At 48.7% G+C, this 15,201-nt stretch carries 13 protein-coding genes; 12 read left to right on the top strand and 1 reads right to left on the bottom strand.

All coding sequences use genetic code 11. From position 1 onward, the window contains the following. Positions 1–57 precede the first annotated feature (57 nt). The gene (locus FCL48_RS06510) at positions 58–813 is read right to left on the bottom strand and encodes a SagB/ThcOx family dehydrogenase (protein WP_136871438.1); all 756 of its coding nucleotides are present in this window, start codon (positions 811–813) and stop codon (positions 58–60) included. Positions 814–1,245: 432 nt separating this feature from the next. On the opposite strand from FCL48_RS06510, the gene FCL48_RS06505 reads away from it, so the two are divergent. The 12 genes from FCL48_RS06505 (at position 1,246) to FCL48_RS06450 (ending at position 15,185) form a co-directional block, all read left to right on the top strand. Next, entirely contained in the window at positions 1,246–2,499 is a 1,254-nt protein-coding gene (locus tag FCL48_RS06505; RefSeq protein WP_136871474.1) for a multiheme c-type cytochrome, read from the top strand. A gap of 389 nt (positions 2,500–2,888) precedes the next feature. Then, positions 2,889–3,770, top strand: coding sequence for a methylenetetrahydrofolate reductase (locus FCL48_RS06500; RefSeq protein ID WP_136871437.1), 882 nt, complete (start codon positions 2,889–2,891; stop codon positions 3,768–3,770). Positions 3,771–3,775: 5 nt separating this feature from the next. Further along, positions 3,776–5,323 (top strand): ATP-binding protein, encoded by a 1,548-nt coding sequence (locus FCL48_RS06495; protein WP_136871436.1) that lies wholly within the window; start codon positions 3,776–3,778, stop codon positions 5,321–5,323. Beyond that, positions 5,316–5,879 (top strand): 4Fe-4S dicluster domain-containing protein, encoded by a 564-nt coding sequence (locus FCL48_RS06490; protein WP_136871435.1) that lies wholly within the window; start codon positions 5,316–5,318, stop codon positions 5,877–5,879. Before FCL48_RS06495 ends, FCL48_RS06490 begins: the two co-directional genes overlap by 8 nt. Further along, complete coding sequence (locus tag FCL48_RS06485; protein WP_136871434.1) at positions 5,876–6,742, top strand: CoB--CoM heterodisulfide reductase iron-sulfur subunit B family protein; 867 nt, start codon at positions 5,876–5,878, stop codon at positions 6,740–6,742. The genes FCL48_RS06490 and FCL48_RS06485 overlap by 4 nt, the downstream gene beginning before the upstream one ends. Next, a complete protein-coding gene (locus FCL48_RS06480; RefSeq protein ID WP_136871433.1) occupies positions 6,739–10,377 on the top strand; it encodes an FAD-dependent oxidoreductase in 3,639 nt (1,212 codons plus the stop codon). Before FCL48_RS06485 ends, FCL48_RS06480 begins: the two co-directional genes overlap by 4 nt. 44 nt (positions 10,378–10,421) lie before the next feature. Continuing rightward, positions 10,422–10,889, top strand: coding sequence for a hydrogenase iron-sulfur subunit (locus FCL48_RS06475; RefSeq protein WP_136871432.1), 468 nt, complete (start codon positions 10,422–10,424; stop codon positions 10,887–10,889). Beyond that, entirely contained in the window at positions 10,886–11,554 is a 669-nt protein-coding gene (locus FCL48_RS06470; protein ID WP_136871431.1) for a methylenetetrahydrofolate reductase C-terminal domain-containing protein, read from the top strand. The genes FCL48_RS06475 and FCL48_RS06470 overlap by 4 nt, the downstream gene beginning before the upstream one ends. Beyond that, entirely contained in the window at positions 11,551–12,477 is a 927-nt protein-coding gene (locus FCL48_RS06465) for a methylenetetrahydrofolate reductase (protein WP_136871430.1), read from the top strand. The genes FCL48_RS06470 and FCL48_RS06465 overlap by 4 nt, the downstream gene beginning before the upstream one ends. A 36-nt stretch (positions 12,478–12,513) precedes the next feature. Next, positions 12,514–12,900, top strand: coding sequence for a PleD family two-component system response regulator (locus tag FCL48_RS06460; RefSeq protein ID WP_136871429.1), 387 nt, complete (start codon positions 12,514–12,516; stop codon positions 12,898–12,900). A gap of 90 nt (positions 12,901–12,990) precedes the next feature. Then, complete coding sequence (locus tag FCL48_RS06455; RefSeq protein ID WP_169309109.1) at positions 12,991–14,496, top strand: response regulator; 1,506 nt, start codon at positions 12,991–12,993, stop codon at positions 14,494–14,496. A gap of 125 nt (positions 14,497–14,621) precedes the next feature. Beyond that, the gene (locus FCL48_RS06450) at positions 14,622–15,185 is read left to right on the top strand and encodes a hypothetical protein (RefSeq protein ID WP_136871427.1); all 564 of its coding nucleotides are present in this window, start codon (positions 14,622–14,624) and stop codon (positions 15,183–15,185) included. The last annotated feature ends 16 nt before the right edge of the window (positions 15,186–15,201 follow it).

Here is a 15,201-nt window from a genome sequence, read left to right as displayed (position 1 = left end):
TTTTGCTGACCCGTCATATCTTCTGATCCGTTGTTGTAATGGGGGCGTTCCAATTTCTCAATATTTGCCGACTGGTGCAAGATAGACGGCGAATTCGTCTTTACCATCTACCCCGAGTAAGGCGTCCATCGCTTCTTGATCGTAGGCTGCAATGGCACACGTCCCGGCTCCTATGTTTTCACAGGCCAGATAGAGATTCTGGCAAACATGACCAGCATCAAGCAGAATAACCCGGTGTGCCGCCTCAAGGTAGCGCCACTCCATCCGGTAAGGGACTGTGGTCCAGACAAAGGTAACGGCACTGCTGGCGATGAATTTTTGACCAAAGGTTGCCTTGGCAAGCTTTGAGGTAGACATCTGGTCACTTGCGTAAAGGAAAACGATTTCGCCTGAAAGCGGCAGAAAACGATAGAGGCCAGCAGGAATTGTTTCAACTCTTTGGATGAACAGATATGTTTCAAAACTGTGTCTGGCACCAGCTGATGGTACGGTGCGAAAATGAGGGGTCCGCCTGTCGGCGTTGCGCTGTCCTTGTGTAGCCCAGAGAAGAAAGCTGAGTTCTTCGATGGAAAGGGGCGCATTGTTAAAGCTGCGCCTGCTTTTTCGGTTTGTTATTGCACTTATAAGATCTGTCTTTGGGATGCAAGGCTGCCAATCTTTTTTCTGTGGTAACGCTATGCGGGGGAGGTCTTGAGCAAGTGGTTGCTGCGGAGGAGGCTCGGGTACTCCTCGGTTCTGGTCACTGTTGCGAAAATCAATTGATTTTCGCAGGCTGTCTTTGAGAAAATTGCGGTGAGCTGTAAAATCTTGCATATTGGTTCGCTCCCATGTCGATATGGTACATTTAATATTTTCAAAGCAGTCATCTTCAGCAACGGGCCGTTGGATAATGTACTTTTCCAGTAGTGGAGATTGTAACCAGTTACAGGTTTATTTTTCAACACAATTGTCTTTTGTCCGAATGCCTTTAGATGAAAAGTCCCAGATGTTCTTGTTCATTTTTCTATCAGAAAATAGATAGATTATCCGCATTATCAGAAAATTTGATGAGCCTTGATTTTTATCCGCTATTGTGTTAGGGCAAATTGACTTTCACTCGACAAAATTGTAGGATGACTGAATATCTATTCATCTTTTGCGTAACAGTTTCACCTTATCCTGGACCGGTTGGCGGCTGGGAGGGGCTTGTTCTTTTTACCTATTGGAGGAGAAATGCTTCACTTTACACGAGGAGTAGGGGTGGGTATGACGTTCCTGCTGTTGGTCGCAGGAAATCTATGGGCCAGTGACAATTGTATCGATTGTCACACGAAGGTTTCGCCGAGGATGGTAATGGATTGGGGGGCTTCCAAGCACTCCAAAAATGAGGTTACCTGCTCGACCTGTCATGGAGAAGACCACAAGACGGCAGAAGATTACAAAATGGCAAAACTGCCGGACGAAGCGGTTTGTGCGGAATGCCATGAGGAACAGTTTGAATCTTTTAAAATGGGTAAACACAATCTGGGCTGGACGGTTTTAAATGCGATTCCAGCAACGCATATGGCTCCCGATGAGTTGATTGAGGGTGGTCGCGGTTGTGGTGGTTGTCATAATATGGGTATTCGAACAGAAGAGCAAAAGAAAGATCAGTTAGATAAAGGGTATCGTTATCAGGTGAATTCCTGTGATGAATGTCATACCCGTCATGCCTTTTCTTTAAAAGAGGCCCAAAATCCGAGGGCATGTCAGCAGTGTCATATGGGCTATGATCATCCCCAATGGGAGATGTGGTCGAGTTCCAAACACGGCACCCGTTATTTTGCTAAAAAAGATGGAGACCTGCCTGAAGGAGCGGCGGCACCTACCTGCCAAACCTGCCATCTTCCTGATGGAACACATGAAAATCATACAGCATGGGGTTTTCTTGGTGTTCGACTTCCGCTTCCAGAAGATAAACAAGAGGCGGCAGACCGGGTAACAATCTTAAAAGCACTTGGTGTACTCAATCCCGAAACAGGCGAGCCCACAGCCATTTTGGATGCTGTAAAAGCGGCTGATATGGCACGACTTGACCAGGCGTCCTGGGAGAAGGAAAGGAATAAAATGCTCGCCACCTGCACCCAGTGCCATTCTCAATCCTATGCCAAAGAGCAGCTTGATATGGGAGATGCCATTCTTGGTAAAGCGGATCGGCTCATGGCTGAAGCAATAGAAACGGTAGCAGCTCTGTATAAAGAGGGCATTATTGAAAAGCCCGCCGGATATCCACATAACTATCCATTCCTTCTTACCATGATGCACACAAACGGTGCTAACTGGGACACAGACCTGGACAAATTGTCGTATATAGATCAGGTTCTGGTGCAAATGTATATGAAGCATCGTATGCGCGCCTACCAGGCCTTTTTCCATGTCAATCCTGATTATGCCTACTGGTATGGTTGGAATATGATGACTCAGGACCTGGGTGAAATTAAAGAACTTGCGAAAACAATGAGAGCGACCCATAAGAAATAGGGTTTCCTCAACAAAGCAGTAAGGTTGCAGTATGTAAAAACCGTAATTCCATAGATACACATGGAGTTACGGTTTTTGTGTTTTTTGGTCGTACCTCATATGGCAGCAGGTTGTTCTCAGACTCGGGTGGTATATGACATTTCCTGTAATCTACACATGTAACGTAGTTTTCATTAGGCTCAGTGAAATATATGGAGAGGTTGAAAAATATGCTTGAAATTATATTTAATAATTAGTTAAATAATATTGATATAAAATGGTTTTATTTTTCAAATCGCTTTGTCAAGCAGGCTGTAAATATTTCTAATACGTTGTCTTTTCAGGTATTGCGCTACATTTTTGCTCTCCGATAGAAAGTAATATGAAATTATCATCTTACAGGAGGTTCAATGGACGCTGCTCAAGACACCACCGCTACCCGCCAAAAATCTCGTACTCTTATAGCTGAGATTGACCCTCCTAAAGGTGTTAATCTTGATTCGTTTCTCAGTACTGCCCAGCAGATAAGGGGCCGTGTAGAGAGTGTCCGCATCACTGACTGTGAACACGCTATCATGAGAATGTCCCCGATTGCTCCCTGCCTTGCCTTAAAAGACAATGGTTACGAACCGGAGATGGTAATCACTGGCCGGGATAGAAACAGAATCTCCTTTCAGGCAGATCTTCTCTCCGCTGCAGCTCTTGGTATTAAAAATATCGTTATAAAAGAAGGCAATGATCCGGCAGAAGGGGATCAGCCTGTGGTGAGGACAAGTGGTGATCTTGATCTGGTCTCCATGCTCGAGTGTGTGAGTGCGCTCAATGGTGGCAAGGACCTGGGCGGTGAAGCGCTTGATGGAGCAACTGAGTTTAAGATTGGAGTGGCACTTGACCTGTCTGATGATGTGAATCTTAACAGGGCGCGTGCCGAATTTTTTAAACCAATGCAGAGGTACGGTGTGAGTTCCGTGACCCTGGGTCCAACCTATGATCTGAATATCATTGAGCCTTTTTTGCAATTTTCCGAGGAGACAGGGATAGAGCTCTTTGCCTCGGTGATGTTTTTAAAATCAGTCACCATGGTCCGCTACCTCAATAACCTGCCCGGTGTACCATCGATTCCCCAGGAATTTTTAAAGAAAATGATCAATGCCCCTGTTAAAAAGGATGCAGGTCTGCAGGCGGCAGCCGAGCTGATGACCGAGCTTGCAACCCTTACCAGCGGAACAGTTCTTCTTGCAATGGGAGGAAAAGACAGGCTCCCGGAATTTCTTGACCTTATTGGACGGTAATCGACGTGAAGAGTTCATTTGTTGTTTCGACAGCAAATAGGGACCCAAAATCGTTGATGGAAGAATTGGGGCCCTATCAATATCTGTATACCATTCTCGAACAGACTCCGAATGGTGTTCTCGTGGTGGCCCCTGACCACCGGCTGATCCACATCAATCCTGCGGCCAGAGGATTTTTAGAGGCGTCCTGTGGAGATTTGACGGACGCACCACTTGAACAAATCCTTGGCAAGGATCATGGGGATTTTTTTCTACTCATTCAGGACCAGGCTAAACTACAGGGGAAAAAGAAGGGGTTAAAGATACGCCATGAACTTGAGTTTTCCCATAATGGCACCCTTTGCATACTTGATGCAGTTGCAGTTTTTCCCGAATCCTGTCCAGATTATTATCTTCTCTATCTCATAGACATTACGCAGCAAAAAACCTTAGAGGGCGAGCTGCGCCGCCGCAATAGTTTCTTTCAGAACCAGATAGACAGCTCGGTTGATGGTATTATTGCCTCTGATAGGCAGGGCCGTATCATGCTCTTTAACAAAGAGGCTCTCTCTCTTCTCGGTTACGATGAAAAAGATCTAGAGACCCTTCACGTCAAAGCACTTTACAATGAAGGCGTGGCCTACGAGCTGAAAAAAAGGATGCGCAGTAAGCATTTTGGCGGCAAGGGAAAACTTCTGCGCCACGAGATGATCGTCAAACACAAGGACGGCCATGATATACCTGTGAGTTTTTCCGGGGGGATTATCTACGATCAGGGCGAGGAAATAGGTACCTTTGGTCTCTTCACTGATCTTCGTGCTATCCAGCAGGTGGAAGAAGACCTGCAGCAGGCCCAGCGACTTTTGATGCAGTCGGAAAAGATGGCCGGTCTTGGTCGGCTGGCCGCAGGTGTTGCCCATGAAATTAATAATCCGATGTCAGGAATCATGCTGTACGCCAACCTGATCAAGGAAGAGTTGGGCAATGAACATAAAGTAGCCTGTGATCTGGATACCATTATCCATGAAGCAGAACGTTGCAAGGTTATCGTCGCTGATCTCCTGGAGTTTTCCCACCAGACGAGCTACGAAATGGAGCCTACTAATCTCAACGAGGTGATACGAAAAACTCTCAGTATCCTGCAGCACCAGCCTCTCTTTCATAATATTGATTTCGTCATTGACCTCGACGAGGATTTGCCGACTATTTATGGCAACTCGATCAGGCTTAATCAGGTGGTTATGAACATCATAGTCAATGCAGCGCAAGCAATGGATGGCAACGGCAGGCTGGTTATTACCAGTAAAGTCCGGGCAAATAAAGATCTTGCTGAGGTTACCATTCAGGATTCAGGGCACGGAATCCCTCCAGAACTTCTTGAAAAAATATTCGATCCTTTCTTTTCCACTAAGGCCACAGGGGAAGGATCAGGGCTTGGACTGTCCGTTTCCTATGCCATTGTCAAGGAACATAAGGGCACAATCCGAGTGACCTCCACCCCTGAGAAAGGGACCACTTTCAGTCTCAGGTTTCCCGTTGTTATGGAAACATTGATGGGAGAAAGCCATGGATAAAACCGTTATTTCCCCAAAAACAAGAAATCGAAAATTTCTCCATAAGCTTGAAATGAGAAATGTTGATGTCCATGCCTGTTATCAGTGTGGCCGCTGCTCTGCCGGTTGTCCCATAGGTGATTATTTCGATATGAGCGTAATGCAGGCGGTACGTCTGGCTGCATACGGCCAGGAGGAAAAATTACTGCAAAGCGACATTATCTGGTTGTGTGCGGCCTGTGAAACCTGTGCAACAAGATGCCCGAACAATATTGATATCCCTGGCCTGATGGACGTACTCCGAGAACTGGCGGTTAGAAAAGGTGTGCCTGCTGATCAGCAGAGAGTTCCGGCTTTTCATAAATCTTTTCTTGGTTCTATACGGCGCTGGGGCAGGGCCTGGGAGGTTGGCTTGATTGCTGGCTATAAGCTGAGATCAAAAGACTACCTCGGTGATATGGGACTGGGCATGCAGATGTTGTTAAAGGGAAAATTGAAATTGAGCCCCCATGCCATCAAAGGAAAAACCGAGATCAAAGATATTTTTTCCGGAAAGGGAAAGGAGTATGACAGATGAAACTATCTTACTACCCTGGCTGTTCCCTTGAGGGAACAGCGCTCGACTACGACCATTCGGTCAGGGAAGTCTGCCTGACTTTAGACATTGAACTTATCGATATTCCGGACTGGAATTGCTGTGGCGCATCATCTGCCCATATGACAGACCACGAGGTAGGAATGCGTCTGCCAATACGGAATTTACTTCTAGCACGAGAGCTTGGACACAACATTCTGGTTCCCTGTGCTGCATGTTTTCAACGTTTGAAGGCAGCCGACCGCGCCTTGCGGGCAGACCCCTTGCGCTGGGACGTGCAGGAGTACGCTCCTGACTATGAGATCATCCATATCACCCGTTTTCTGGCAGGAGAAGATATTCTCCAAACCATCCACAGTGCCATTACCCGGAGCCTCGATGATCTGCCCCTGGCCTGTTATTACGGTTGTCTGTCTTTGAGAAATCCACATATCACGGGCGCCCCCAACTGGGAGATGCCAGATACCCTGGAGAGGATTGTGACCGCTCTGGGGGCACGCCCGGTCGACTGGTCTCATCGTACCGAGTGCTGTTCCGGAAGTCTTACCATGGCAAGACCTGATATAACGGAAAAACTTGTGGGAGATATTGCAGTTGCTGCAAGAAGAGCGGGGGCCCAAGCCCTCGTCACGGACTGCCCCATGTGTCAGGCCAATGTGGAAAGTCGCCAGGTATGTAAAATAGAAGGGGAAGTGTGTTTGCCTGTTTTCTTTGCAACGGAACTCATTGTCGCAGCGATAAGCGGCCATTATCCCGAAAGTCAGCAAAAAACACATCTTATCTCTCCAGAGATACTAAGAGGCACTCTTGCAGAAAATGCAACGGTAAAGGAGGAGTCGTTATGACAGGAAACCTCAAAAGTCTGCCTCAGCCAGGTCCCTCTCTCACTGGAGCGGTAATGGTTATTGGTGGCGGGATCAGCGGGATGCAGTCAGCGCTTGATCTCGCAAACTCCGGTATCAAGGTCTATCTGGTGGAGCGCTCTTCTTCCATTGGTGGGAAGATGGCCCAGCTCGATAAAACCTTTCCAACCAATGATTGCTCCATGTGTATCGTTTCCCCCAAGCTGGTTGAAGTTGGGCGGCACCGGGATATTGAGCTGCTCACCCACAGTGAAGTGAAGGGGCTTTCCGGGGAGCCTGGAAATTTTACGGCAAAGGTGGTTCGTCATGCGCGCTATGTGGATGTCGGTACCTGTACCGGATGCGGGTTGTGTGAGTTGGTCTGCCCGGTTACCCATATATCCACTTTTCCGCCACAACCTGAAGAGGGCGAAAAAAAGAAAAAACTCCGTGCTAAGGTGAAAGAAACCATAACCGGAGGTGGCTCACCCCAGCCGACCAGCCTCTATAAATGGACCTTTACTGTAGACGAGAGCGCCTGCTCCATGTGTGGAGGATGTTTTAACGCATGTCTACAGGGTGCCGTCAAGTGGGAGAAAAAAAGCGTCGCCACTATTGACCAGGACAAATGTACCGGCTGTGGCGCCTGTTATGTTGCCTGCCCTGAAAAATTTAAGGCAATAACAGTCTCGTATGCAGCCGATCTTGATAAAAGTATTGGCGCTGCGCTGTATGCAAGATCTGAACTGCTCAAAAAAGGGTTTGCGTCAAAGGGACAGAGCGATTGTCTGCGCTGTGGTCTTTGTGTTATCACCTGTGACAAAGTTATGAATATCGGCGCTCTGAAGATGGTTGAAACAGGTATTGAGGCAGGGGTAGACATCTGTCAGGTCTGCGGAGCATGTGTTTCCATGTGTCCTGTAGGTTTTCTGGCCATCGACAAGCTAACGAATAAAAGTGTTCATCTTCTGGAAAATGATTTCAACGAAGGCTTAAACGGGCGAAAGCCAATTAATATTCTCTATCCCCAGGCGGTCCCCCGGGTTCCTGTGATTGATGAGAAGAGTTGTGTTCATCTTAACACCGGTGCCTGCGGGACCTGTGCCACGATCTGTGGAGTGGGGGCTATCCACTATGAATCTAGAGAGGAAGAAATCGAAATCGAGGTTGGCTCCGTCATCTTTTCCCCGGGAATTGAAGTGTTTGATGCAAGAATCAGGGGAGAGTTTGGCTATGGCTACTATAAAAATGTGGTCACCAGCATTGAGTTTGAACGGCTGCTTTCCGCATCAGGGCCAACATCGGGTACGGTTGCACGACCTGGAGATAATAAACATCCAAAAAAGATTGCCTGGATTCAGTGTGTCGGCTCAAGAGATCACTCCTGCGATCGCGATTACTGTTCTTCAGTCTGCTGCATGTACGCGACCAAAGAGGCGTTTATCGCACGAGAACATGACTCCTCCATAGAGCCCACGATTTTTTATATCGATATGCGATCCTTTGGCAAAAATTTTGATGACTATGTGGAGAGAGCAAAGGAACACAAGGTTCGATTTGTACGGGCCATGGTTAGCCGAATCTTTGAGGATCCGGTCACGGGGGATCTGGAACTCCGTTATGTCGATGCGGCGGGACTCAAAAGGATCGAACAATTTGATATGGTGGTCCTCTCTGTAGGAGTTCAGGTGCCGCAGGCCGTGAAAGATCTGGCAGGCACCCTTGATATTGAACTGGATAAATATGGTTTTGCGGTAACCGATGGCTATACGCCTCTTGCGACCTCAAGACCTGGAGTGTTTGTCAGCGGTGCTGTCAATGGGCCAAAAGATATTCCGGAAACGGTATGTGAGGCGTCGGGTGCAGCAGAAGCGGCCTCGGCCGCTCTTGCCGGGGCACGGGGCAATTTGATTAGGGTCGAAGAGCTCCCACAGGAGCAGGTATTTTCTGATGATGATGAACTCAGAATAGGAGTTTTCATCTGTCACTGCGGTACCAATATTGCCTCGGTGGTCGATGTCGAGGCGGTGATGGAATACGCGAAGACGCTTCCCGGAGTGGTCTACGCAGAACATCCTCTCTATACCTGTTCCCAGGATAGCCAGGAACGGATGCGCTCAATCATTAAAGAACACAGACTCAACCGCGTCGTTACCTCAGCCTGTTCTCCAACTACCCACGAACCACTCTTTCAGTCAACGCTGAGACAGGCGGGGCTCAACAAATATTACTTTGATATGGCAAATATCCGTGATCAATGCAGCTGGGTGCATCCCGACGACCCGGTTGCTGCAACGGAAAAATCCAAGCGCCTGACCCGAATGGCGGTGGCCAATGCAACAGCGGGAAAACCGCTTGAAGAACTTGAGTTTTCAGTGGATTCCCGCCTGCTCATCGTGGGCGGTGGTGTTGCTGGAATGACCGCGGCCCTGGAGGCGGCAAAACAGGGTTTTGGGGTCTATCTTGTGGAAAGAGAGCCGATACTGGGGGGGCATCTCCGTAATCTGCAGAGAGGACCGGATGGCAGAAAATTCACCACATTTATTGATGAACTGGTTGAAGAGGTTCTCGTTGATGAGCGTATCAGGATTTTTACCAGCAGTGAGGTAGTGGAGCAGGCAGGCTTTGTGGGTGCATTTGAAACCGATATAGTGATGCCATCCGGAGCCACCAGAACCTTAAAGCATGGGGCTATTCTGATCGCCACCGGCGCTGAGGAAAACCGACCTGAGATTTATGGTCTTGGCAGCCTGGAGACGGTCATAACCCAAACGGATTTTGAACAAGCCCTTGAAGGTGGCGGTGGTGCAGGGTGGGAAAATCTTCAGGTTACCATGCTGCAGTGTGCAGGTTCAAGAGACAAAGAGTATCTCCCCTATTGTTCCAGGGTTTGCTGTAACCACGCGGTGAAAAACAGTCTCCACCTGAAAGAGATGTTCCCCCATGCCCGGGTTGATGTGTTGTACCGGGATATGCGCTGTTATGGTCTCGGAGAAATTGATTACCGCCTTGCACGCCAGGCTGGAGTCAACTTTATTCGGTTTGATCCTGGGGAAAATCCTCCAAAGATCAGGGCAACGGAGGAGGGAATTGAAATTACGATTACCGATCCTTCTGTCGGTTTTCCAGTGGAGCTCCAGCCTGACCTACTTGTACTCTCAACAGGAATGCGGCCAAGAGACACAGAGGACCTGGCTTCCATGCTGAGGGTGCCTCGAAATGATGCGGGATTTTTTATCGAGGCCCATGCAAAACTTCGTCCTGTGGATCTGCCCAGCGAGGGGCTCTTTATGGCAGGTACCGCACATGGCCCGAAAAGCAGCAGCGAGGCCATCGTTCAGGCCCAGGCGGCGGTGGCCCGGGCTGTAACCCTGTTGTCCCAAGAAAAACTGCAGATGTCTGGCGTCGTGTCGACGGTGGACCCGACGCACTGTGCCGTATGCCTTACCTGTGTTCGGGCCTGCCCCTATGGGGTACCGTTTATTAACGATCAGCACTCGGCCGAGATTAATCCTGCACTCTGTCAGGGGTGTGGTATCTGCGTTGCGGAATGCCCAGCAAAGGCAATACATCTTGGTCGTTTTGGTGATAGAAATATAAGGGCGAAGATTGAGGCGTACAGTGTGATGCAATCTTGAGTAATCCCCTAAAGGCTTTTGGGGTTGGTAAAGGAGTTTCACTTATGAAGGAATTTTCACCAAATGTCATCGTTTTCGCCTGTCGCCACTGAGCCTATTCTGCAGCGGACCTGGCAGGTTCGGAAAGAAGAGCGTATCCACCGGCAATCAGTATTGTCATGCTGCCCTGTACCGGAAGAATTGATGAGGCCCTGTTGCTGGCAGCTTTTGAGAACGGGGCGGACGGGGTGATGGTGATCGGCTGCCTGGAAGGAGATTGCCATTATATCTCGGGCAATATTCGTGCAAGGGCCCGGGTTGAGCGGGTATATAAAATTTTAGAGCAGATCAAGATCGGTCCGGATCGCATACGTATGTATAACCTCAGTGCCGGAGAAGGAGAGCGCTTTGCATCCTACGCCAATGCGTTTGTAGACCAGGTGAGAAACCTCGGCCCCAGTCCGATAAACCTGGTTCGTTCTACAAATGCACAGTCAGCAGTACAGACAGCCGTACAAGGGGAGGCAACATGATTACAGGAACACCAAAGCCCATCGAAGAGGTTCTGGAGATGCTTGAGCCATACGATAATATTATTGTGGCCGGCTGCCATGGTTGTGTCACCGTTTGCAGGGTCGGCGGGGAAAAGGAGGTGCAGGTGCTTGCCTCAACCATCCGTCTTGCCCGGGAGGCTGCGGGGAATAAGATCAACATTAAAGAGGTGAGTCTTGAGCGCCAATGTGACCCTGAATATGTTGAATCAATGCGTCCGTATGTAGGCGACTATCAGGCGGTACTTTCCATTGCCTGTGGCGCAGGTATCCAATTTTTAGCAGAAAAATTTACCACAACACCTCTTCTTCCAGGGATCAATACGGGGTTTCTTGGGGTAACAGAAAGACAAGGAGAATGGGCCGAGCGCTGTCAGGGGTGTGGAGACTGTGTTCTGCATCTCACCGGAGGAATCTGTCCTGTCACCCGTTGTGCCAAATCCCTCTTTCATGGTCCCTGCGGAGGTTCTGTCCGGGGAATATGTGAGGTGGATAAAGAGATTAAATGCGGCTGGCAGCTTATCATAGACCGGCTGAAGGCCCTGGGGCAGATGGAAAATTACGGAAAGCTCAAACCCTATAAGGGCTGGAGCTCTGCAAGAGATGGCGGACCACGCCGAATTATCCGGGAGGACATGATCTCATGAAATCTGGAAGCAATCTGGAAAAAGTACTGGCGGCAGGGCATTTTTCAGTTACAGCGGAATGTGGGCCACCCCGTGGAGCTGATCCTGAGATTGTCCGGAAAAAAGCAGCCTTTGTCAGGGGCCATGTGGATGCCTGTAACGTTACGGATAACCAGACCGCGATGGTGAGGATGAGCTCTCTTGCCGGTTGTATGCTGATTAAAGAGCAGGGGATAGAGCCCCTTATTCAGATGGTGGTACGCGACCGAAACCGTATAGCGTTGCAGTCGGACCTGCTTGGGGCATCTGCTCTCGGGGTGCGCAATCTCCTCTGCCTCTCCGGAGATCACCAGAAATTTGGTGATGATCCGCAGGCAAAAAATGTTTTTGATATCGACTCTATGCAGCTGATTCATCTGGTTAGAACCATGCGTGATGAGGGTGTTTTCCCCTCAGGAGACAAACTCGAAGGTGCACCGCAGTTCTTTATTGGTTGCGCTGTAAATCCCTTTGCCGATCCCTTCGAGATTCGTGTTCCCCGCCTGAAATTAAAGATTGATGCGGGTGCGGATTTTGTCCAGACCCAGTGTATCTACAACATGGACAAATTTAAGAAGTATATGGAAGATGCAAGAAAAGAAGGCCTGCATGAAAAGGTGAAAATTCTGGCAGGTGTTACACCTCTGAAATCAGCAGGGATGGCAAAGTTCATGCGCCGTATGGTGGCCGGCATGGATATACCTGAGGCTGTGATAGAGCGTATTGCTGCAGAGCCGAAAGATAAGCAGGCGGCCAAGGGCATCGAGATGTGTATCGAACAGATAGAAGAGCTCAAAGAGGTGGAAGGGGTTGCCGGCGTGCATGTTATGGCGATAGAGTGGGAAGAAAAATTAGAAGAGATCATTGGCGGTGCCGGGCTTTTACCCCGTCCCGTTCTGGTTTGAGAAGAGATATGCTACCAATCTTAGGGGAGGAACCTTATGTCTGAAAAAAAGAAAATTCTGTTAGTTGACGATGATCCTGACTTTGTTGAAGCCGTCAAGGTGATCGTGGAAAGTGGCGGGTATGAGGTGCGGGTTGCTTCCGACGGAAAGGAGGGACTGGAGGCGGTGGCCGCTGACAGACCGGATCTTATCATCCTTGATGTTATGATGCCGGTCATGGATGGACACCGGGCTTGCGCCGCCTTAAAAGGAGACAAAAAGACCGCAGATATTCCTATCATTCTCCTTACAGCTGTGGCCGACAGGGTAACGACCAGTACCTACACCCACCGGGACATGCTGGAGAGTGAGGCGGAAGATTACATGCCCAAACCCGTTGAGCCAAAGGAGTTACTGGAGCTCATTAAAAGCTGGCTGAAATAGAAAACGCACCCTTTTGTATGCAATTTTCCTGCAGACAGAAGGGTGTTGAATCTAAGTTATTTTTGTCTCCAGGTAATAAAGGAGATGTTTATGGATGAAGTGCGCATTCTGGTTATCGATGATGAACAGGTCATCAGAGAGGGTGTAGAACGTGCCCTTACCACAGAGGGTTATAGTATTGCAAAGGCGGATAATGGGGCGATGGGCCTTGAGATGCTGCAGAACCAGAGCTTTGATATTGTTCTCACTGATCTCATGATGCCTGGCCTGGACGGGTTTGCGGTACTTGACTGGATCCGTGAGAATCAGCCCCATGTTCAGGTGATTGTCATTACTGGCTTTGCAACGGTCACAAAGGCAGTGTCTGCCATGAAGCAGGGCGCCTTTGATTTTGTCGGTAAACCATTTACACCTGATTATATACGGCTGGTGGTGAAACGGGCGGCGGAAAGGCTGAGGATGCAGGAGGAAACCGCAAGGCTCCGTGTAGAAAAAAAAAGGGGCCTGGAGGCCATCGACAAATCTGAGAGTCGCTTAAAGACTGTTTTTGCCTGCATGGCGGAGGCGGTGCTGATCACTGATGCTGAAGGAGTTGTAGTGCTCCATAATCCGGCCGCTATTAAAAATCTGGAAATACAGACTGATCCATTTATTGGAAAACCACTTTACGCTTCGATCCGTGATCTTACGGCCGTGGCCATGGTCGAGGAGGTGGTGAAAAACTCTTCGGCTGTGATCCGTGAATTCAAACCGGGGAGTATCTCACGAAAATTCTTAAGGGCGTACTGCTCGCCGGTGATTACCGAACAGGGAAATGTGGTAGGCTCTGTTACCATTTTTGAGGACATCACCTCACAAAAAGAAATCGATCAGATGAAATCAGATTTTGTGGCGATGGTAGCCCATGAACTGAAATCTCCACTTGCCTCGGTGGAACAGATGATCTACGCCGTGCAGGTGGGTTGTGAGCATGAGCAGAGTGCCGCCTGTCATACACTTCATAGCAGAATGACCGCGAGAACAAAAGATCTCCTGCGACTCATCGAAAATCTTTTAAATCTATCTAAACTTGAAAGTGGTACTGTGGTCTTTAACTTAGAAGCTGTCAAAGGTGATGATATTATTAATGATGTGCTTGAAATTTCAAGACCGCAGGCAGAAGCGAAACACATAACCATCAGTTATGAACCATGTGACGAAGAATGGTGGTTCAAGGTCGATTACGATCATATGCGCAGGGCCATCATAAACATTATCTCAAACAGTATCAAATATACACCAGAACATGGCCGTATAACTGTCCAATCCAAAGTAAGCGCAGGTTTTGTCAACCTGCTTTTCTCAGATACCGGTATTGGTATCAGTCAGGAGGACCTTCCTAATATTTTTGACCGGTTTTACCGGGTTCGGGGCAAGGCTACCCGGAATATTATCGGTTCAGGACTCGGACTGTCCCTGGTCAAAGAGGTCGTCGCAACCCATCAGGGCTATATCGATGTACAATCCACTCCGGAGGTAGGTACAACCTTCACCCTCAGTTTTCCTTTGGTGCAGGAGAATGGCACTTCAATAAAAAATGAATATATCTATACCTGAATGCAGTAAATAGTCAGGGGTACAGATAAATGCCGTCGTATTTTCCGTCGCTTGAGGTATCTCTCTTGAAGGGGGAAGAACCGTATTCTGTACCGTTATTCGTTTGTTCCAAAAAGGAGATTGCGATGAAATTGCTCTTGCGTCTTGTACTGGTATTATGCCTGGTGGTTTCCAGCTCCAGCGTCTGGGCCGACAGTTTTGACGACACAAAAAAGATGTTTGAAGAAGCGGGCATCAAAGACATGTTTGAGACAGCCTTTGGCTACGCCCTTTTTCCAACCATTGGTAAGGCCGGTTTCGTTGTTGGTGGGGCCTATGGCAAAGGGCGAGTATATATGGGTGGTCAGTATTACGGAGACAGTGCGATGACCCAGGCTACAATAGGCTTTCAGCTTGGGGGAGCGGGTTTCAGTCAGGTTGTGTTTTTTGAGGATAAAAGAGCCTTTGGAGAGTTTGTTCGAGGTAATTTTGAATTCGGGGCAGATGTTCAGGCGGTAGCCCTCACTACGTCTGTCGGGGCCAAAGCGAACACCGGTGGAAGTTCTGCCACGGCAAGTGGCGGCAAGAACAACGCTGCAATAGAAGGAACGGGATACAACAGAGGCATGGCAACCTATACGATCACCAAAGGCGGGTTGATGTATGAAGCCACCGTCGGGGGGCAGAAGTTCAGTTTTATCAAGAGATGAAACTGGCTGAAAAAAA

The organism is Desulforhopalus sp. IMCC35007, from assembly GCF_005116575.1.
Classification (GTDB): Bacteria; Desulfobacterota; Desulfobulbia; order Desulfobulbales; family Desulfocapsaceae; genus Desulforhopalus_A.
The sequence above is the reverse complement of the archived record's forward strand: the minus strand, read 5'-3'. Positions and strand labels throughout refer to the sequence as shown.